Annotated in this window: 22 protein-coding genes; 14 read left to right on the top strand and 8 right to left on the bottom strand. The window is 39.6% G+C overall.

The annotated features are described in order from the left end of the window. Positions 1-58: 58 nt before the first annotated feature. Positions 59-700, bottom strand: a complete 642-nt coding sequence (locus AC4JOV_RS11045; protein ID WP_229937531.1) for a transposase — start codon at positions 698-700, stop codon at positions 59-61. A gap of 115 nt (positions 701-815) precedes the next feature. On the opposite strand from AC4JOV_RS11045, the gene AC4JOV_RS11040 reads away from it, so the two are divergent. From AC4JOV_RS11040 to AC4JOV_RS11005, 8 genes are all read left to right on the top strand, one after another. Then, positions 816-1,454, top strand: coding sequence for a hypothetical protein (locus tag AC4JOV_RS11040; protein WP_229937532.1), 639 nt, complete (start codon positions 816-818; stop codon positions 1,452-1,454). A 27-nt stretch (positions 1,455-1,481) separates the two neighbouring features. Next, positions 1,482-2,258 (top strand): hydrogenase nickel incorporation protein HypB, encoded by a 777-nt coding sequence (gene hypB / locus AC4JOV_RS11035; protein ID WP_229937533.1) that lies wholly within the window; start codon positions 1,482-1,484, stop codon positions 2,256-2,258. A gap of 1 nt (position 2,259) precedes the next feature. Next, positions 2,260-2,550: a HypC/HybG/HupF family hydrogenase formation chaperone gene (locus AC4JOV_RS11030; protein WP_229937534.1), complete on the top strand. Its 291-nt coding sequence runs from the start codon at positions 2,260-2,262 to the stop codon at positions 2,548-2,550. Continuing rightward, on the top strand, positions 2,550-3,692 hold the full coding sequence (gene hypD / locus AC4JOV_RS11025) for a hydrogenase formation protein HypD (RefSeq protein ID WP_229937535.1): 1,143 nt from the start codon (positions 2,550-2,552) through the stop codon (positions 3,690-3,692). Before AC4JOV_RS11030 ends, hypD begins: the two co-directional genes overlap by 1 nt. After that, positions 3,689-4,681 (top strand): hydrogenase expression/formation protein HypE, encoded by a 993-nt coding sequence (gene hypE, locus AC4JOV_RS11020; protein WP_229937536.1) that lies wholly within the window; start codon positions 3,689-3,691, stop codon positions 4,679-4,681. The genes hypD and hypE overlap by 4 nt, the downstream gene beginning before the upstream one ends. A gap of 9 nt (positions 4,682-4,690) precedes the next feature. Continuing rightward, complete coding sequence (locus tag AC4JOV_RS11015) at positions 4,691-6,340, top strand: hydrogenase maturation protein (RefSeq protein ID WP_229937537.1); 1,650 nt, start codon at positions 4,691-4,693, stop codon at positions 6,338-6,340. Next, positions 6,333-6,674: a hydrogenase maturation nickel metallochaperone HypA gene (hypA, locus tag AC4JOV_RS11010; protein WP_229937538.1), complete on the top strand. Its 342-nt coding sequence runs from the start codon at positions 6,333-6,335 to the stop codon at positions 6,672-6,674. The genes AC4JOV_RS11015 and hypA overlap by 8 nt, the downstream gene beginning before the upstream one ends. A 108-nt stretch (positions 6,675-6,782) precedes the next feature. Next, positions 6,783-7,535 carry a DUF695 domain-containing protein gene (locus AC4JOV_RS11005; protein ID WP_229937539.1) on the top strand — a complete coding sequence of 251 codons (753 nt, stop codon included), beginning with the start codon at positions 6,783-6,785 and terminating at the stop codon, positions 7,533-7,535. Here the strand turns inward: AC4JOV_RS11005 and AC4JOV_RS11000 are convergent. From AC4JOV_RS11000 to htpX, 7 genes are all read right to left on the bottom strand, one after another. After that, positions 7,525-8,058, bottom strand: a complete 534-nt coding sequence (locus tag AC4JOV_RS11000; protein WP_229937540.1) for a HyaD/HybD family hydrogenase maturation endopeptidase — start codon at positions 8,056-8,058, stop codon at positions 7,525-7,527. The two genes, AC4JOV_RS11005 and AC4JOV_RS11000, sit on opposite strands and share 11 nt — an antisense overlap. A gap of 233 nt (positions 8,059-8,291) precedes the next feature. Then, positions 8,292-8,555 (bottom strand): 30S ribosomal protein S18, encoded by a 264-nt coding sequence (gene rpsR / locus AC4JOV_RS10995; RefSeq protein WP_229937541.1) that lies wholly within the window; start codon positions 8,553-8,555, stop codon positions 8,292-8,294. Positions 8,556-8,568: 13 nt separating this feature from the next. After that, positions 8,569-9,069: a single-stranded DNA-binding protein gene (locus tag AC4JOV_RS10990; protein ID WP_229937542.1), complete on the bottom strand. Its 501-nt coding sequence runs from the start codon at positions 9,067-9,069 to the stop codon at positions 8,569-8,571. Positions 9,070-9,098: 29 nt separating this feature from the next. Continuing rightward, positions 9,099-9,452: a 30S ribosomal protein S6 gene (gene rpsF / locus AC4JOV_RS10985; RefSeq protein WP_229937543.1), complete on the bottom strand. Its 354-nt coding sequence runs from the start codon at positions 9,450-9,452 to the stop codon at positions 9,099-9,101. Between the two features lie 295 nt (positions 9,453-9,747). After that, entirely contained in the window at positions 9,748-10,725 is a 978-nt protein-coding gene (gene holA, locus AC4JOV_RS10980; RefSeq protein ID WP_229937544.1) for a DNA polymerase III subunit delta, read from the bottom strand. Continuing rightward, positions 10,725-12,713, bottom strand: a complete 1,989-nt coding sequence (locus AC4JOV_RS10975) for a VacB/RNase II family 3'-5' exoribonuclease (protein ID WP_229937545.1) — start codon at positions 12,711-12,713, stop codon at positions 10,725-10,727. The genes holA and AC4JOV_RS10975 overlap by 1 nt, the downstream gene beginning before the upstream one ends. A gap of 168 nt (positions 12,714-12,881) precedes the next feature. Further along, positions 12,882-13,715, bottom strand: a complete 834-nt coding sequence (gene htpX / locus AC4JOV_RS10970; RefSeq protein ID WP_229937546.1) for a zinc metalloprotease HtpX — start codon at positions 13,713-13,715, stop codon at positions 12,882-12,884. A gap of 231 nt (positions 13,716-13,946) precedes the next feature. On the opposite strand from htpX, the gene AC4JOV_RS10965 reads away from it, so the two are divergent. The 6 genes from AC4JOV_RS10965 (at position 13,947) to soxZ (ending at position 18,443) form a co-directional block, all read left to right on the top strand. Continuing rightward, a complete protein-coding gene (locus AC4JOV_RS10965) occupies positions 13,947-15,053 on the top strand; it encodes a cache domain-containing protein (RefSeq protein WP_229937547.1) in 1,107 nt (368 codons plus the stop codon). Continuing rightward, on the top strand, positions 15,050-15,709 hold the full coding sequence (locus AC4JOV_RS10960; RefSeq protein ID WP_229937548.1) for a response regulator transcription factor: 660 nt from the start codon (positions 15,050-15,052) through the stop codon (positions 15,707-15,709). The genes AC4JOV_RS10965 and AC4JOV_RS10960 overlap by 4 nt, the downstream gene beginning before the upstream one ends. Next, positions 15,699-16,850: a sensor histidine kinase gene (locus AC4JOV_RS10955; RefSeq protein WP_229937549.1), complete on the top strand. Its 1,152-nt coding sequence runs from the start codon at positions 15,699-15,701 to the stop codon at positions 16,848-16,850. Before AC4JOV_RS10960 ends, AC4JOV_RS10955 begins: the two co-directional genes overlap by 11 nt. A gap of 92 nt (positions 16,851-16,942) precedes the next feature. After that, positions 16,943-17,494 carry a sulfur oxidation c-type cytochrome SoxX gene (soxX, locus tag AC4JOV_RS10950; protein WP_229937550.1) on the top strand — a complete coding sequence of 184 codons (552 nt, stop codon included), beginning with the start codon at positions 16,943-16,945 and terminating at the stop codon, positions 17,492-17,494. Between the two features lie 75 nt (positions 17,495-17,569). Beyond that, positions 17,570-18,046: a thiosulfate oxidation carrier protein SoxY gene (gene soxY, locus AC4JOV_RS10945; RefSeq protein ID WP_229937551.1), complete on the top strand. Its 477-nt coding sequence runs from the start codon at positions 17,570-17,572 to the stop codon at positions 18,044-18,046. A 55-nt stretch (positions 18,047-18,101) separates the two neighbouring features. Continuing rightward, a complete protein-coding gene (gene soxZ / locus AC4JOV_RS10940; RefSeq protein WP_229937552.1) occupies positions 18,102-18,443 on the top strand; it encodes a thiosulfate oxidation carrier complex protein SoxZ in 342 nt (113 codons plus the stop codon). Positions 18,444-18,445 lie beyond the last annotated feature (2 nt).

Raw genomic sequence — 18,445 nt, 5'->3', positions numbered from 1 at the left:
CTGATAAAATTGGGCTTCAAAATAGTTAATATTTAGTAACATTGCGATTTTAAATCTGTTAGGACAATTCTAAAGAGCGAATCAATTCACTCCTTGAATAATTAAACCTCCACTCTGCTTCTTTTAAATAAAAAATAAACTGTTCATCACTTACTCCTTTGTATTGCAATATAAATTCTTCAAAAAATTCCCAGAACTGAGTAATGGTATTTTGTGCTTTACTAAGTTTTGCAATTTTATTGAAACGTAGGTATTTTAGGAGAAGTTTTTGTTCTTGCGTGTCATTTTTATCTAAGTTGAACCGCTGGAGGGAAGGCATCATAAGATTATAGACCTTATTGTCATATGAAAGGGTGAGGAAGTGTTTAAGCTTGTCTATATTATCTTCTATTTTCAGACTTTTGGGTAGATAGAGGTACTCATCATATCCTGTAATGTTTTTAGTATGTAGTTGGTATTGTGTATCTGCATGAAGCGCAATGGATATTCTGAAGTTTTCATAATATTTTAGTATGGTTGCAAAGTGCATTCCTGTCTTTTTGGATGTTTCTCTCGCATTATATCCTTCTATAAAGAGTGAACGTAATTTTTGTTCTCTTGCGAGTTTTTGTGGACTGAACTTTCGTTTACACTTACCACATTTACGTTGATTATCTTTAAGTAGATAGGTATAAGGATGATCACAATAGATACATTTCATATATCAGTATACTTTTTAGTCCTTAAAATAGAGTAGAGTGTATATCTTTAATATAGCTTTAATAATTAAATACTATTATAATGAATAGTCATTCATTTATATAAAAGGATATCTAATGGAGTTATCATTATTTGTGGTTTTTTGGTATGGTTTGCTTCATGCATTTGGTCCTGATCATCTGACTGCAATAGCTGACTTTTCTATAGGAAAAAGTAAACGTAAAACTTTACGTATTACTTTGCTTTTTGCTATAGGACATGGATTGAGCCTTTTCATATTTGCAAAAGTATTACAATCAGTGGCTATTTCCGAGGAAATTTTAGCGTACGGGGATATCATCTCTGCCACAGTTATCATAACTATGGGGCTTTATTTACTATTTATGGTCGCTACGAACCGTATACAGTTACGTAAACATATGCACGAGGGGCAAGAGCATACGCACATCTGGTTTGGTAAATCACACCAGCATACAAATACGGATAGTACATCATCTTTTACCCTAGGTTTACTTATGGGTATCGGTGGAGTAAGAGGGATGCTCGTTACACTCGGTGCGGTAAAAGGTGGAGTCGTAGATTTTAGTATGGTAGGTGCATTTACATTAGGAGTCATACTTGTTTTTGTATCCTTTGGGATGCTTATACTTTATTTTAACCAGAACTTTTTAGGTAGTCTTCAAAATATAAGAAGAACCTTTACCATAGCCGGTGTAGTTTCACTGGTTGTAGGAACCAATATATTATTTGGATAAACGAATTAAACTTTATAGGAGAAATATATGTGTAAAGATTGCGGATGTAGTATAACAGTGGAGCACGTACATGAACATCATGGACATGAGGAACACTCTCATGAACATCAAAAGGCTCATGAACATTTGCATCATAATCCACAGCTCAATGATAAAAAGACGATATCTGTTATTCAAAAAATTTTAGATAAAAATGATCAAGAAGCAGAGCATAATAGAGATCACTTTAATAATAAAGGGATTTTAGGGATTAACCTTATGAGTAGTCCAGGTAGCGGTAAAACCACTTTATTAGAATATATGGCCGATGTCGCTGATTTTAAATTTGGTGTGGTTGAAGGTGACCTTGAGACTAATAGAGATGCCGACAGATTAAAAGCTAAAGGTATTCCTGCATCTCAAATTCAAACTGGAAGTGCTTGTCACCTTGATGCCTTTATGGTGCATAAAGGCTTACATGATATACCTTTAGATGATATCGATGTCTGTTTTGTGGAAAATGTAGGAAATTTAGTATGCCCCGCCTCATACGATGTAGGTACACACTTAAATATAGTATTGGTTTCTGTCCCGGAAGGCGAGGATAAGATTGCCAAGTACCCTGTAATGTTTCGTCAAGCTGACCTTATTCTTATCACAAAAACAGACTTACTTCCTTATTTTAAATATGATATTGAAGCAGAAAAGGCAGAAGCTAGACGTATCAAACCTAATGTTGATATACTGGAAGTCAATGTGAACGATATAGATTCAGTCAGAGCAGTTTCAGACTGGATAGAATTTAAACGCAAAATGAGGGCTTGACATGTGTTTGTCCATACCAAGTAAAGTAGTCAAAATTTCAGATGATCGAACGATGTGTACTGTAGATACGATGGGTGTACAACGTGATGCTAATCTTATGATGATGGGTGATGATGAGGTACAAGTGGGTGACTATGTACTTCTTCACATTGGTTTTGTAATGAATAAGATTGATGAAAAAGAAGCAATGGCTTCTTTGGATACGTACAAGGAGATTCTTGAGATCATGGATGAGGATGATAGGCGAAAAGCGATACTCGAGGATGATGAATGTCCTAATAGGGGTGAATAATGGCACTGGAACTTAAAAATTTATATGATGATTTTCGTGATGGTGAGACGATAAAAGCTTATGCTGAACTAATTGCTAAAGATGCTAAAAAATTGAAAAACCCGATTAATATTATGGAAGTGTGTGGTGGACATACTCACACTATCATGAAGTATGGATTGCCCCAACTCATGCCAGATAATATTAACTTTATACATGGCCCGGGTTGTCCTGTATGTATTATGCCTAAAGAACGAATTGACCATGCCTACGTTTTAGCTATGCAACCTGACGTTATTTTAGTTACGCTTGGTGATATGATAAAAGTACCTGGCAGCAACGGAAGCCTACAAGATGCAAGGGCCAAAGGCGCAGATGTGCGATTTGTTTATTCTCCTATGGAGTGTATTAAAATAGCACAAGAAAATCTTGATAAAAAAGTGATTTTCTTTGCCATAGGTTTTGAAACAACTACACCGATGACGGCGGTACTGGTAGAGCAGGTAATTAAGCAAAAAATCCCCAATATTTTATTTCATATCAACCATGTAACCGTACCTGAAGTAATGGTAGAGCTCATAGACAGTCGTGATGTACATGTTGATAGTTATAACAATAGAATAGATGCATTTTTGGGCCCGAGTCATGTCAGTGTGATCAGTGGCTCAAAAATATACGATAAATTTCCAAAAGATTATGGTCGTCCTGTGGTAGTCTCCGGGTTTGAACCCGTTGATGTAATGCAAGGTATTAGTATGATAGTCAAACAGTTCATAGAAAAGCGCTGTGAATTAGAAATTCAATACAAACGAGTAGTGAATCATGAGGGAAATTTAAATGCACAAAAACTTATAGATACCTATTTTGAAAAAATAGATCTATTTAGGTGGAGGGGACTTGGAAATGTACCTGAAAGTGGACTCAAACTTAAAGACGCGTTTGCCTCTTATGATGCCGAGGTAGTATATAAAAATGTACTTCCTCTTGCAGAAATAGAAGACCACAAACTTTGTATTTGTGGTGATATACTGAGGGGTATGGCAAAACCGCCTGAATGTACAATATTTGGAACTGTTTGTAAACCTACGACACCTATTGGAAGCTGTATGGTTAGTAGTGAAGGTGCATGTGCGGCTTATTATAAATATGGAAATTTACTATGACAAAAACTATTACTATTGCCCAAGGAAACGGTGGAGCTGAGAATAATGAACTTATTCAAAAAATATTTTATAAACACTTTGCAAATGATATTTTGTCTAAGAGTGAAGACGCAGCAGTTATAGAAGATGGAAGACTTGCTTTTACTACAGATAGTTTTACAGTTAGTCCTTTATTTTTCTCCGGTGGTGATATAGGAAAATTGGCTGTATGTGGTACATGTAATGATCTGGCTATGATGGGTGCCAAGCCTAAATACATTACTTGTTCTGTTATTATCGAAGAAGGTTTTTCTACACGTGATCTTGAAAAAATAGTTAAGAGTATGAAAAATGAGCTTGAGATTAATGGAGCCATTGTTGTAAGTGGTGATACAAAGGTTGTTCCAAGAGGCAGTGTAGATAAGCTTTTCATTAATACCACAGGCATCGGAGAAATAGAACATCACAATATCTCTGCCTCGGCTTTAAAAGAGGGCATGAGTATTTTAGTAAGCCGTGATGTTGGAACACATGGGGCAACGATATTTGCAGCGCGTGAAGGAATTGAACTTGAAAGTTCGTTAAACACCGACTGTGCTTCACTATACCCTCAAGTAAGAGCTTTAATGGATGCGAATATAAAAATTATAGCATTAAGAGATGCTACACGTGGAGGTGTTTCTGCTGTACTTAATGAATGGGCACAAAGTTCAGATGTCTGTATAGAAATAAAAGAGGAGAATATCCCTGTACAAGAAGAGGTAAAAGGCATATGTGAAATGCTTGGCTTTGAAGCGATCGACCTTGCTAATGAAGGAACTTTTGTCTTAGCAGTAGATAAAAAGGACGAGTTACGGGCATTAGATGTGTTACAAAAAACGCATAGAACTTCAGCGATTATCGGTACTGTCACTACATTGCATAACGGCAAAGTATTACTTAACTCTTCATGGGGAACACAAAGGTTTTTAGATGTACCAACGGGTGAGTTATTGCCTCGTATTTGTTAAGGTATATAGATGAAAATACTTCTAATGTGTAGTGTGTTTAATTCCCTGACACAGGCAGTTTATACAGTGTTAATAGATAAAGGGCATCAAGTTTCAGTAGCCTATGCAATAAGTGAAGTACAGATGTTGACAGAGATAGAAGATTTCGAACCAGAGTTTATTCTGTGCCCGTTTTTAAAACGTTATTTACCTGAGAGTATTTATGATAATTACCCTACTTTCATTGTCCATCCTGGCCCCATCGGTGATAGAGGCCCCAATGCTTTGGAGTATGCACTTCAAAATCATACGAAAGAGTGGGGAGTTGTGATAGTTAAAGCAAATAAACTTTATGATGGTGGAGATATCTATGCACAGAAAAATTTTAAGGTACGAGAAACATCCAAGGCATCACTTTATCGTCAAGAAATAGTTAGAACAACATTACAAGCACTTGAAGCATTTTTTACGAATTTAAAAAACAATGAAGTAACACCACAGATTTTAAATCCTATACATGAACATTTTAATCAGTTAAAAAGATCGATTGACTGGTTAAAAGATGACACGGATACCATTATAAGAAAAATACATATTTCAGATAGTTTTCCTGGTGTTTTGGATGAAATAATGGGTGTATCATGTTATCTTTTTGGTGTACATAAAGAAGATAAACTAAGAGGATCTCCCAAAGAGATTCTTGCCAAACGTAATGGAGCTATCTGTTTAGGAACGATAGATAGTGCTGTGTGGATATCACATCTTAAGGAAGTAGGAGGTTTTAAACTTCCGGCAACTTATGTTTTAAAAGATAAGTTGATAGGTATTAAGGAAGATCGTTTACCTCTTTTATTTGATAAGAGTTATGAAACCTTTTATGAAGTAAGTGTAGCAAAACGGGATAATGTAGCGTATCTTTATTTTAACTTTCATAATGGTGCGATGAGTGCGGAACAATGTATTCGACTGAAGTATGCAATAGAGTACTTGAAGAGTGAGTGTGAAGTATTGGTATTGCTCGGGGGGAGAGATTTCTTCTCTAACGGGATACATTTAAACCTATTGGAAGATAGTGCGAAACAAGGTGAAGACGGATGGGCAAATATTAATGCGATGAATGATTTAGTCCATTCTATACTCTATGCAGATGAAGTGGTCACTATAGCCTCTTTTGGATGTAATGCAGGAGCTGGTGGTGTCTTTATGGGGCTGGCGTGTGATTATGTGGTAGGGAAAGAGGGGGTAGTATTAAACCCTCATTATAAAACAATGGGTCTCAGTGGGAGTGAATACCATACATATAGTTTACCAAAACGTGTAGGTAAAGAGATAGCAGATACTTTACTGGATGAGTGTTTACCTTTGTCTGTAGAAAAAGCTAAAGTATTAGGCATGATAGATGAAATATATGAGGAAAAGAGCTACGATGAGGCGTTACATAACTTTGCTCAAAATACGTATAGTGATGACTTTATCTGGGAAAAACAAGATTATCTCGAGAAATACAAAGAACACATAGAAGCCTTTAAGGAACAGGAACTCGAAATTATGCATACAGAGTTTTGGAGTGCAACAAGTGATTTTCATACATTACGCCATAAATTTGTCTATAAAGTTTGTCCAAGGGAAACACCGGAAAGATTAAAATTAAGATCAAATAAGGAAAGCGTCTATGCATGAATACAGTGTCGTACAAGCACTTTTAAACCAGTGCGAAGAGATAGCAGAGCAAAACAATGCAACAAGAGTTACAAAGGTAATTACCAAAATAGGTGTGATGAGTGGTATAGAAACGCATCTTTTACAAACAGCGTTCGATACCTTTAAGGAAGGGACCATTTGTGATGGTGCAGAGTTTATTATCCATACACAAAAGCTAAAACTGAAGTGTAAAGAGTGTCAGGAAGAATTTGAGATAGATGAGGTGAGATATTATTGTATTCATTGCCAGAGTATGAAAGTCAAGGTGCTCGATGGTGAAGATATGTATCTTATGAGTCTTGAGATGGATTAAAAAAGAGATAGATATCTGAACTAATTGGTGATAAAAATTTATTATTGAAGAGATGTTTGGTTTGACTTGGTGACACCAGCATTATATATTAAACATGAAGGAGTATTAATGCAAGAGTATTGGGAATTGTATATGAAAAATTTAGAGGGCCATCCTGCCTCTATACAATTTAATGCAGGTATTTCTATGGATATAGAAGAGTTTAAATATATCTATCCTATTGTAGCATTTGTAAAAGTAAAATTGAAAGAGCCAAGTGAATTTGGTATGCTTACTAAAGATGAAGAGCCTGAGATCCTTTTTATGGAAGATAAGTTGGAAGCCTCGCTGATAAAATTTCGTATTGGAAAATATGTAGGTCGGATAATAAGTAATGGATTTGTTACTTTTTTATATTATCTACAATTTACCTACAATTGGCAAGACTTTTTGGCATTTGCATTAGATGAATTTGAAAGTTATGAAATAACTAATGGATATCAGGATGATGGTGAATGGAACTATTTTAAAAAACTATTGTATCCCACACCAAAGGAATGGCAACTTATCCAAAATCACAAGGTATGTGATGTCCTTAAAACAAAAGAGGATAATTTGCATCTTGCACGTGCAATAGAACATAAATTATTTTTCTCAAATGGAGATGAAAAACAAGATGAACTGATATCCAGGCTAGAGGCACAAGGTTTTAAAGTTCAACCAGAGATAGAGAGTGAAGAAGGCATAAAAGGGTTGAAATTCTACCGTATAGATAAACCTTTCTACCATGATATAGATGAACTTACTTTATATCTTATAGACTTGTTAGAAGAGCATGGAGCAAGTTATGATGGTTGGGAGACAAGTGTGGTTAAATCATAGCACCTGATGGGTCTTTTGCACGGTTTATGATTTCATCTAACGTAGTGATTGTTTCTTTTTCTTGATATGTAATACCATGTTTTACAAGATATCGTAACGCCACACCAATATAATCCATGAAAGCTTTTTCAATAGTATCACTTAATGTAATGTCAAATGTCACTTCAAAAGGGATAATCCCTAATAGCAGGGCTTTTGGTATAGGTTTTCCTTGAAGTTCTAACATATCTAAACATTGCAATACACCTATCTCATGTGCACCACCGCTATTTAGTCCATAGCCACTTAGCTCTTCAGCTGGTATAGCATATATTGAGGCTGGCTCATCCTCTAATTTAATACTATCCAAAATAAGTACATGATCATTTTCTATGAAAATATTGACCAAATGAATACCTTCTACACCACCATTAATTATTTGAATTTCTTTTGAAAATATATAGTTCTCATTCAAATAAGTAGCAGCGTAAACTCCTAATCCATCATCTTTTTGAAGTACATTTCCAATGCCTAATATTACCATGCGTATCCATTTTATTTTGTCATAAATTATAGCATAATTGGATATAAGTTGATAAAAGGGTAATACGGTTTTTGCAGTATATAATTGGAGATATTCGTGTATACCAATTTACATTTTGGAGAGAATAATATTAGTATTTTTATAATTTAAATTATGAACTTGAAAATAAAGATAAGAATTATATAGGGTTGGTTCCCATTAGTATAATGGGAACCATTTAGTTCAAAATAGAACTATTTGATCATCTCAAATGGAGATTCTACAACGTTCTTTCTGTCAACGATGTATGGGATAAGAGCTGTTTGTCTTGCTCTTTTGATTGCAACTGTTACCATCTCTTGGTGTCTTTTACAGTTACCAGTCAATCTTCTTGGCATGATCTTAAATCTCTCAGAGAGTGAGAATTTAAGTTGTGCCAAGTCTTTATAGTCGATGAAGTCTACTTTTGCTTCACAGTATTTACAATATCTTTTTTTGAATTTTCTTCTTTCTGCCATAGTTTATGTTCTCCTAAAACGGTATTTCATCTTCACTGATGTCTATTTCCGGGATGGTATGATTTGACTGCTGTTTTTGCTGTGGCGCACTCTGCGGCTGGGAAGGGGCATTGTATGATGGTTCAGGCTGTCTATAGTTGTCTGAAGGCATCGTATTGTTCTGGTAAGAACCCTCTGCACCCATCTCATCTCTGCTTCCAAGCATCTGCAAATTCTCTACGGTGATAGAGTGTTTGCTTCTTTTGCTGCCGTCTTGTGCTGTCCACTGATCCAGTGTCAGTCTACCATCTACTAAAACTTTGCTTCCCTTGCGTAAGTACTGGTTTGCTATCTCAGCAGTTCTTCCAAAGAATGTAAGGTCGATGAACATCACTTCTTCTTTCTGCTCCCCTGTCTGAGACTTGAATTTTCTATTGGTCGCGATCGCAGTTTTTCCAATAGCACTTCCGCCTTGTGTATAACGGATCTCAATATCTCTAGCCAGGTTTCCTGCCAAAATGACTTTGTTGTACATAGGGTTGCTCCTAGTTATATGCGTGAGGCTTATGCTTCTTTAGCTTCGCTTTTGTTCGCTGCTTCAACAAGTTTGTTGAACTGTGCCATCTCTTTGCTGTTTGTGTATTTTACTGTGAGGAACTTGATCACGTCTTCGTTGATTCTAAGGTTTCTCTCTAGCTCAGTGATCACAGAACCTTCAGCTTTGAAGTAAACTACAGTGTAGTATCCTCTGTCATTTTTCTGAACTTGGTAAGCAAGTTTTCTCATACCCATATCATCAGTTGCAACAATCTCTGCACCTTCTTTAGTGAGTACATCTTTGATCTTAGCAACTTGTGCTGCTGTCTCTTCTTCTGTTAGTGTAGGTTTTACTACGAAGAGTGTTTCATAACAATTCATGTGTTTCCTTTTGGTTTTATAGCCCATATATTCAGATACGCTATCTCAATAGCCTGGTTACAAAGTATCTGTCCAAAAAATGAGCAGGAATTTTGGAAGCAATATTTTACTATAAAAATCTTATAAAGAGTTTAGAGTAGAGGGAGAGGGTGTAACGATAGGAAACAGTGAGATAAAATCTCAATTTTTTACAGAAAATAGTTGAAATCTGGAGAGAAACAGGGAAAAGTTCCTAACTCCTAACTCCTAACTCCTAACTCCTAACTCCTAACTCCTAACTCCTAACTCCTAACTCCTAAAGGTATCCCTGTATCTTGATCAGCATACTGTAGAGCAGTACTTCTCTTTGTGTCGCGGGAGCCTTTTTCATCTCTATCTCGCTTTCAAGCAGGTGTTCAAAGATCTTGAGCAGCGCAGCTGATTTGACGCGTAAAGCCAAAGAGGCTTTTTGCTCTTCAATATTTTTGGGCAGTTTATATCCGAGGATGGCAGCTGAATCTACCTGGCCATAGAGTTTGATATAGGCATGGAAAAGAAAGATCTGGTTGACAAAGTACTGTGTTGCACGCAGGATCGATGCCTCATCTTCTCCAAGCTCCAGGAGTCTGGTGATCGTATCGGTGATCGGCTTTTTTTGAAACAGTTCGATAAGGAGCTGTTCGATCGCCAGAGGTGCAGTAGAGTAGACCAGTCTGTCGATATCCTTGCTGGTGACTTTTGTATCCAGGATGGCAAGTTTATCCAACTCATTGGCGCAGAGTGCAAGGTTGTTATTGAGTACCAGCATCAGGTGCTGCAGGGCATAGTGATCGATATCCAGTCCTATCTGCTGTGCTTTTTGCTGAAGTGTGGCTACTCCCTCCCTGATATTGGGTTCAAAGAATCTTACCCAGACCCCGCCCTTTTTATCACTGAAAGAGGCCTGCATGCTTTTGGCATCTTTCGCTGCGCCGCCATAGCCGTAGATAAAGTAGTTATCCTCATTTTTATTGGCAAGCTCCACCAGCTGATCGAGTTCTTTTTTGGGTATCTTTTTGTCTCTTTTCGTGACTACCAGGTTCGTACCTCCAAAGAGCGAACTTTGTGACAGAAATGCTTTGGCCTGCTCAAAATTCCACTCATCGTGATAGAGAGAAAGCATACTCTCCTTGGCATCAAGCTTTTTGATGTAGTAGTGAATGTAATAATCAACCAGATAGTCGTTCTCTCCATATAGAAGCAGGGCTTTTGGGAGTGTGCTTTGGAGGCGCTGATTGAACTCTTTTTGATACATTAGGCCAGCTCCGTTTCATCACGGCTCAGTTTTTCTACAAATTCACACTGGATAAAGGCCTGCGGGATGCTGACCTCGCTGATACGTACCCTGATACGGTCAAAGAGCATCACCTGGTCGGCCCTGAGGTGTACGGTGACTCCCTGTACATCGGCATGGAGTACCGCTTTGGCATCACCGCTCTCCCCTATCTCTACGACTTCGGCACCGAATACCTCTCCCACCTGCGTCTCGGCCCATCTGGCGAATTTACGGTCCCTGAAGTCCCACTCTGCTTTGGTGGCTTTACGCTCCAGTTCGCTCACTCTGGCACAAAGCGGCTCGATATTTCGCAGCAGGTACTCGGTCTCCTGTTCATCATTGCTCAGCTGGGCTTTGATGAGTCTGTGCAGGATCAGATCGCTATAACGGCGGATCGGCGAAGTAAAGTGGCTGTAGTACCTGTAGCCCAGACCGAAGTGGCCGACATTGTGTGCCGCGTAGCTTGCCTGCCGCAGAGATTTGATCAGCATCGCATCCACTTCGGCAGCCAGTCCCATCTTTTCAGCCTCTTTCTGTATCTCGCGGATCAGTGAGGGGGAGTCTTCGTACTCTTCTACATAAAGACCGATGGAGGCAAGCTGTACCAACAGCTCTTCAAGTTTGGAGAGTTGCGGCGGTTCATGGATACGGAAGATACCGGGCTGGTCCTCCTCCCCCTCTCCGGAAAACCTTTTTGCTGCCGCCTGGTTGGCTTGAAGCATACACTCTTCGATGAGGGAGTGTGAAGGTGTTCCCGTCTCTATCTGCGTCCCTGCCAGAAGATGGTTGGCATCGATCGTGAGTTTGGTCTCATCGGTTCTGAAGTCAAACCCGTTTTGCAGTCTGGTTTTACGCAACCGCATCGTGATCTTCTGCAAAGGAAGAAGCCAGGTAAGCAGTCTCTCTACCACCCCCTCTGCCTCACGACCCTCTGTAGCGATGATCTCATCAACCTGATCGTAGTTAAAACGGTGCTTGGAGTGGATGATCGCTTCAAAGAACTCCTCATTGAGAGGTTTGAGCGTGTTTCTGTCCAGTTCGATCTTAGAGACAAAAGCCAGACGGTCAACCTTTGGTTTTAGCGAACAGATATTTTCACTTAGTTCACGCGGAAGCATCGGGAAGGATTTGTGCGGCAGATAGGTGGTAAAACCGCGCTTTTTCGCCTCTTTGTCAATCTCGCTAAAGTAAGGGACGTAGTGGCTTACATCTGCGATTGCAACATAGAGCGTATAGTTTTTGAGATCAAAGTAGATCGCATCATCGAAGTCTTTTGCAGTGACAGGGTCAATGGTACAAAAGTCAAGATGTGTGAGATCAACACGCTCAGGATGTTCACTCCTGGTCACTTCGCTCTCCACTTCGATCGCTTCGGTAACACACACTTCAGGGAAGGCATCTTCACGCTCGTACAGTGCCAGTGAGATCTTCTCATCGACCTTTGGATCATCCAGTGTACCGAATACCTCCAGTACTTTATCTGTATCGATATCGACTTTAAGTACCGTACCCAGCTTGAATGCTTTGAGATCCATCCCTTCCATTTTTGCATAGGTCGGTTCATTGGTACGGATATCCAGGATCATAAAGTTGCCTGACTCGTCTCTGTGCGTATAGGCGACAGTAAAGAGGTGGGCCTTGTCGATGACCATCAGTACCTTGCCGCTGGCTCGCCCGCGTCTGGCGATGATACGTTTGACCACGACGGTGTCGCCATGTCTTGCATCACCCAGAAAATCAGGTTCTACCAGCAGATCACGCTGCTCTTTGAACTCAGCCTCTACATATCCGCGTCCGTCTTTGCCCATATAGAGACGTCCGGCACGGTAGAGGGAGCCCAGTTTCCACAAACCCTCTATTTCTTCGATCGCTCCTGCCTTCTGCAGGGCTTGAAAAGCATTTTGGTTCTCCTGCTCGATGTCGGATTCAAGGCAACCGTTGATAAGTTGTATGGCAAATGGGGTCATGTTTTTCTTTCTATGGTGATATTTTTGGTGATTTTTTATTGAGATGATTATAACACAATTTTGGAAGCTTATAATGGTGAATCCGGTAGGTCGGGATACCCTTATCCCGACACTCTTTTGATCTTCTAACACTATTAAGTCGGGGTGAGGGCACCCCGACCGACGGTTTTAATACTTCAACTGCTCCAGTCTGTTTATCCTCTCTTGTGTCGTCGGGTGGGTACGGAAAAGGTTTTGCAGGGAGAAGTCTTTCCCCGTAAAAGGGTTGATGATAAACATATGGGCTGTCTGAGGATCCGCATCATGCATTGCAATCCCTCTGGCGTAGTTGTCCAGTTTTGCCAGACCGCTTTGAAGCCATTCGGGGTGCCCGGTCATTCTTGCTGCGCCCTCATCGGCCATAAACTCCCTGCTTCTGCTTACCGTCATCTGTATGATTGTCGCAGCCAGAGGCATAAGGATCATCAGTGCGATCATAATGAGAGGATTGGCAGGTCTGTCACGGTCTCCGCCGAAGAACATCCCGAAGTTTGCCAGCATACCGATCGCACCGGCGATGGTCGCAGCCACCGTACCGATAAGCATATCGTAGTGTTTGATGTGGCTCAGCTCATGGGCGATCACCGCTTCCACTTCGTTTTCATCGAGCAGGTTGAGCAGTCCCTCGGTCACAGCCACGGCGGCATTTTCATAGTTACGTCCGGTGGCAAAGGCGTTGGGCTGCTGATCCGGTATGATATAGAGCGCAGGCATAGGAAGTCCTGCACGATTTGTCAGCCTGCTGACGATCTCATGGAGTCCCGGTGCATTGTTCTGATCTACCGGGATGGCATGGTAGTGTTTGAGTACCTGTGTGTCACTGTAGTAGTAGGCATAGAAGTTCATCCCTGCTGCGATCAGGAAAGCGATGATCATTCCGGCCCTTCCGCCGATCATTCCGCCAAACCAGATAAAGAGTAAGGTAAGCCCTACCATCAGAGCGTAGGTTTTAAACTGTTCCATTGATTGTCTGTTCCTTTAGTATATAGTGATTGTTTTTATCATTATAATATAAGATAAGAGTAAATCGATAGTAAATCTTCTTTTCTATTCAAACAGTTTTTTCTACTCTCTATATATTAATTTAGTATAGTGTGATATTATTTCTTCAGATAAATAAAAGTATCATTAATTATATTAATAGTTTTTATAATTTATAGAAATACAAAAAATGAAAACAGGAAAATGCATAGTATGAAAAAATACGACAAAACCATACTTATCGTAATGTTTTTTCTCTTGTTGATACTCTTGTCTTCAAGCCTTTTCTTTTTTAACCGCTCACAAAATGACAGGGTGGCAGAGTTGAGTGACACGATCATCCATGAGTTTCGTTCAGCACTTTCAAGTGAAATGGCAGAGCTCCTCTCCTTCTCTCTCGCCTTAGCAGAGAATGGTGATCTGAAAGATGCATTAAAAAAAGATGATGAGACTGAAGGATATATCATCCTTCGTAATATCATCGAACGTTTTAAAAAACATACCCATATGAAGTCTCTCCGTCTGCAGGTGCTTACCCCTGACTTTTTTATCTTTGCAAGAAGCTGGGATGAAGGTTTTTCAGGGATGCCTCTCTGGTGGTTCAGAGAAGATCTCGAAACACTCAAAAACAACAAACAGCCCAAAGTAGGTATGGAGACCGGGCGTCTGCTTACGTTTAAATCCACTATCCCCATAAGAAGTCAAAAAACGCTTTTGGGGTATCTGGAGGTGATCAGGCTTATTGACGAGTTTTCGGTCAAACTGCGAAGCAGAGGGATAGAACTCTATGCCCTGATGGATGAGGTCTATCTGGAACATGCATCACTGATGAGAGATTTTCCAAGACTCTTTGGTAAAGTGATCGCAAATCAAAATTATAACATCTCATTGAAACGCCATATTGAAAAGGTTGATACGCATAAGCTTTTTGAAAAACAGTTTTTACTGAAAGATGAGAGACTTTTCCTGTGGGAACCGATGTACAACGGGGAAGGGGATAAGATAGGTGGATATCTGCTCGTCCTCTCTAAAGAGTCACTCAACAATTTTGAAACAGATTCACGGAATCTTTTACGTTTCAGGCAGTTTTCCCAGGAAGATATCAAACGGGCGCTGGAACTGAAAGGGCAAAACTACGGCAGTTTTAAAAGCGGATATGACCGTGATCTTGTAGGGTTGCTTCCCAAGCTGCATGAAGAGGACAAGCGTGAATTGGAACAAGAAGCAAGAGAGATCTTGAACCTTTATGAAAAAAACGAGTTAATCGATGTTATTCTTGACAATAAGCATCAAGAGAAGAAGAGAGGAGTCGTGCAGTGAGAATATTAATTTTGGAAGATGAAAAGATCTTGGCTATGAGTATCAAAGAGTTTTTGGAGGATTCCGGATATGAAGTGGAGCACTACTCCAGCTCTGAAGATGCCTATGATGCAGTGTTTGAAAAAACGTTCGATCTCCTGTTGCTGGATGTCAAGGTACTTGGAGAAAGAAACGGTTTTGAGATGCTTCAGGGACTTCGCAAAGAGGATATTAAAATCCCCGCTATCTTCATCACCTCGTTAACGGATATCGATGATCTTACCTACGGGTATGAGTGCGGTTGCTGTGATTATATACGCAAGCCGTTTGATCTTCTTGAGCTGAAACTCCGTATCGAACAGGTCATAAAACTACACTGTTTTACCTCAGAGGAAGAGAAGATCATACTTCCCTATGAATACAGTTATGATCTGAAAAAGATGAAGCTCGAACGGGAAGGAAAGACGATCCAGTTGGCTAAAACAGAAGCCAAGATCATGGAGCTTCTGGTCAAATACAGGGGAAGCGTGGTCACTTATCAGATGTTCTGGGAAGAGATATGGGGCGAATGGGTCGATCCGTCCAATATCCGTGTTCAGGTAGGAAACCTGAGAAAAAGACTCGATCATGATCTGATCAAAAATATTCGTGGTGTAGGATATAGCATTGATCTTTGATTCCAGAAAGTTTTCCCGTAAATATGCCTTGATCTATACCGCAATGATCGCAGCAGTGCTGATTGTGCCTTTGATCACCTATATTGTGCTGCTTCTGCAGATCGATTCTGCAAAAGTGGAGCTCTCTTTGGAAAAGCAGGCAAAAAAGATCATTGTTTCTATGCAGCGCTATAAAAACAGTGATCAGGTCTACCACTTCCCGCGTTATCAGGAGTATAGTGCAGCACTTTATGATGAAAACTTCAAGAGTCTGTTCAGTACCCTGGAGTTTGAGCCTCTAAGCTTTACAGAAGGGTTTCACCGTCAGAAGAACAACTACTATTATATCTATCCCTTTGCAGATGACTACTACTTTGGTTCGAGCTATCTTCTTGTAGCAAAAAAACATACCTCTAACGATATCTATTTCCTGGCTTTTAGTGTTTTGAGCGCCATTATCGTTGTCCTCTTTATCTTCTCGCTCCTTTTACTGCGAAACTTTTCAGCGCCGTTTGAAGCGATGAATACGCATCTGGATAACTTTATCAAAGATTCGATGCATGAGATCAATACCCCTTTGAGTATTATCAATCTCAATGCCGATCTGTTTGGGGCAAAATATGGTGAAAATAAATATCTGTGGCGTATCAAGGCAGCCTCCAAAACACTTGCAACGATCTATAGCGATATGGACTATCTTGTCAAACAGGGGAGAGTGAAACATAAGATCAAAGAGATTAATATTGGTGAGTTTGTGCAAAACAGGGTGGATTATTTCCAGGAAGTGGCCAATATGAAAAATATAAAAATAGAGACAGAGATCTCTCCCGGTATACTCTATCACTTCTCAGCTACAAAGCTGCAACGTATTGTAGATAATACAATTTCCAATGCCATTAAATACAGTCATGATAACAGTGAAGTAAAGATCAGTGTCAACGAAAACGATGCAGTGATTGTCTTTACGGTAACGGATCACGGGGTAGGGATTGAAAATATCGATAAGATCTTCTCACGCTACTATAGAGAGAATGAAGCCAAAGGCGGATTCGGCATCGGACTCAATATCGTAAAACAGATTATTGACGAAGAAGGTATCACGCTTAAGGTCTCTTCTGAGCTCAATCAAGGTGCCACCTTTCTTTATAAATTCTACAAATAAAAAATAAATTTATTTTATTTACAAATATTTATATTTTTTTTACACTTCTTTGTTAAGATGCCTTTTGAAACCAGAAATTTAAAGGAGTATCAATGCAAAGAAAAGTCAAATATTTAACATGCACTGCACTGTTGATGACAGCATTCACAGCTGCAAATGCATCGGATTTGACAAAGGCGTATGAGATGCCTGATGCAACAAAGATCATTGAAAAAGATCTTTTAAAACCTGCAACAACTTATACCCTGCCTAAATCATGCAATCTTAATGATATGGAGTCGATTGCAAGAGGGAAATATATCTTTCATAACCTTAACGGAGACAAAGCCAAAGGTACACCTCCAAAAGGTCTTTCCAAGACTATAGAGAAGAATGGAAAGAAAGCGCCTAAACAGTATGGAAACTGTGTCGCATGTCATAACATCGAAGGTGCTGTAGGCGGTGGTAATATCGGTCCGGATCTTTCCCACTATAAGGCTTACTTTATCGATACAAAGATCAGAGATGCACAATTTGTCTACCAGAAGATCGCAGATCCAAGAATCGATAATCCAACGACCCACATGACAGTCAATCTGACTACAGATCTTTTCAATGAACAAGAGATCTGTGATCTTACAGCCTATGTGATGTCTGAAAAATAAAATAAGTTAAGAGCGACTAGTCGCGAGAGCTTGCTTTGAAAGCGTATTAAATTACCAAGAAAGGAATAAAAGAAGATGAAAAGAAGAAGTTTTTTAAAAGGTTTGTGTGCTGTATCTGCAGCAGCAACGATTACCCCTGCACTATTGAGTGCCAAAGAGGGGGCAAATGCGACACCGCAAGGTCCAAATGCACTCAGCTATGCGATGGCGGTTGAAGCGATCACCTCAGGTAAGAAGGTAACAGAGAGCGCAAAGGTGGACCTGGTAGTGCCGGAGATCGCTGAAAACGGTGCGGTTGTTCCTGTCAAAGTAAATGTAGATCACCCGATGGAAGAGAACAACTATGTCAAAGCGATCCATGTATTGGCGAAAGAGAACGGTAACTCAAGATGTGCAGACGTGATGCTTACACCTCTCAATGGAAAAGGATATTTCGCAACACGTGTTAAACTGGCAAAAACACAGGAAGTAGTGGCACTTGTAGAGTTGAGTGACGGTAGTTTCATCAGTGCAGCCAAAAGTGTAAAAGTAACGATCGGCGGATGTGGTTGATCCCGACAAAATAGACAAAACATCAGATAAATAGTATAAAAAGAAAGGATAAAAAATGGCAGAAGAAACAAGAAGATCAATGATTAAAATGAAACCAAAAAAGTATAAAGTCGGAGACACCATCAAAGTGGACTTCATCATCATTCACCCGATGGATACAGGGATGCAGAAAGATAAAAAAACAGGAAAGATCAAGCCTGAAAAATATATCGACAATGTTACCTTCCTTCTGGATGGAAAACCTTTCACAACAATGAAAGTATGGGAAACGGTTTCAACCAACCCTTACTTCTCTGTAAATCTGAAAGTACCGGGTAAAGGAAATCTCACAGTCGAATATACAGACAATACAGGTGAAAAAGGCAGTAAGAGTAAAAAACTTAAGCCGAAAGGATAAGA

Source organism: Sulfurovum sp. MH2-6 (assembly GCF_058374785.1).
This window is presented reverse-complemented; position numbering and strand designations above follow the sequence as displayed.

Excerpts from the sequence above, each read along its gene's own strand:
- AC4JOV_RS11045 (WP_229937531.1), bottom strand. The coding sequence starts at position 700 with ATGAAATGTATCTATTGTGATCATCCTTATACCTATCTACTTAAAGAT.
- AC4JOV_RS11040 (WP_229937532.1), top strand. The coding sequence starts at position 816 with ATGGAGTTATCATTATTTGTGGTTTTTTGGTATGGTTTGCTTCATGCA.
- hypB (WP_229937533.1), top strand. The coding sequence starts at position 1,482 with ATGTGTAAAGATTGCGGATGTAGTATAACAGTGGAGCACGTACATGAA.
- AC4JOV_RS11030 (WP_229937534.1), top strand. The coding sequence starts at position 2,260 with ATGTGTTTGTCCATACCAAGTAAAGTAGTCAAAATTTCAGATGATCGA.
- hypD (WP_229937535.1), top strand. The coding sequence starts at position 2,550 with ATGGCACTGGAACTTAAAAATTTATATGATGATTTTCGTGATGGTGAG.
- hypE (WP_229937536.1), top strand. The coding sequence starts at position 3,689 with ATGACAAAAACTATTACTATTGCCCAAGGAAACGGTGGAGCTGAGAAT.
- AC4JOV_RS11015 (WP_229937537.1), top strand. The coding sequence starts at position 4,691 with ATGAAAATACTTCTAATGTGTAGTGTGTTTAATTCCCTGACACAGGCA.
- hypA (WP_229937538.1), top strand. The coding sequence starts at position 6,333 with ATGCATGAATACAGTGTCGTACAAGCACTTTTAAACCAGTGCGAAGAG.
- AC4JOV_RS11005 (WP_229937539.1), top strand. The coding sequence starts at position 6,783 with ATGCAAGAGTATTGGGAATTGTATATGAAAAATTTAGAGGGCCATCCT.
- AC4JOV_RS11000 (WP_229937540.1), bottom strand. The coding sequence starts at position 8,058 with ATGGTAATATTAGGCATTGGAAATGTACTTCAAAAAGATGATGGATTA.
- rpsR (WP_229937541.1), bottom strand. The coding sequence starts at position 8,555 with ATGGCAGAAAGAAGAAAATTCAAAAAAAGATATTGTAAATACTGTGAA.
- AC4JOV_RS10990 (WP_229937542.1), bottom strand. The coding sequence starts at position 9,069 with ATGTACAACAAAGTCATTTTGGCAGGAAACCTGGCTAGAGATATTGAG.
- rpsF (WP_229937543.1), bottom strand. The coding sequence starts at position 9,452 with ATGAATTGTTATGAAACACTCTTCGTAGTAAAACCTACACTAACAGAA.
- holA (WP_229937544.1), bottom strand. The coding sequence starts at position 10,725 with ATGTATCAAAAAGAGTTCAATCAGCGCCTCCAAAGCACACTCCCAAAA.
- AC4JOV_RS10975 (WP_229937545.1), bottom strand. The coding sequence starts at position 12,713 with ATGACCCCATTTGCCATACAACTTATCAACGGTTGCCTTGAATCCGAC.
- htpX (WP_229937546.1), bottom strand. The coding sequence starts at position 13,715 with ATGGAACAGTTTAAAACCTACGCTCTGATGGTAGGGCTTACCTTACTC.
- AC4JOV_RS10965 (WP_229937547.1), top strand. The coding sequence starts at position 13,947 with ATGAAAAAATACGACAAAACCATACTTATCGTAATGTTTTTTCTCTTG.
- soxX (WP_229937550.1), top strand. The coding sequence starts at position 16,943 with ATGCAAAGAAAAGTCAAATATTTAACATGCACTGCACTGTTGATGACA.
- soxY (WP_229937551.1), top strand. The coding sequence starts at position 17,570 with ATGAAAAGAAGAAGTTTTTTAAAAGGTTTGTGTGCTGTATCTGCAGCA.
- soxZ (WP_229937552.1), top strand. The coding sequence starts at position 18,102 with ATGGCAGAAGAAACAAGAAGATCAATGATTAAAATGAAACCAAAAAAG.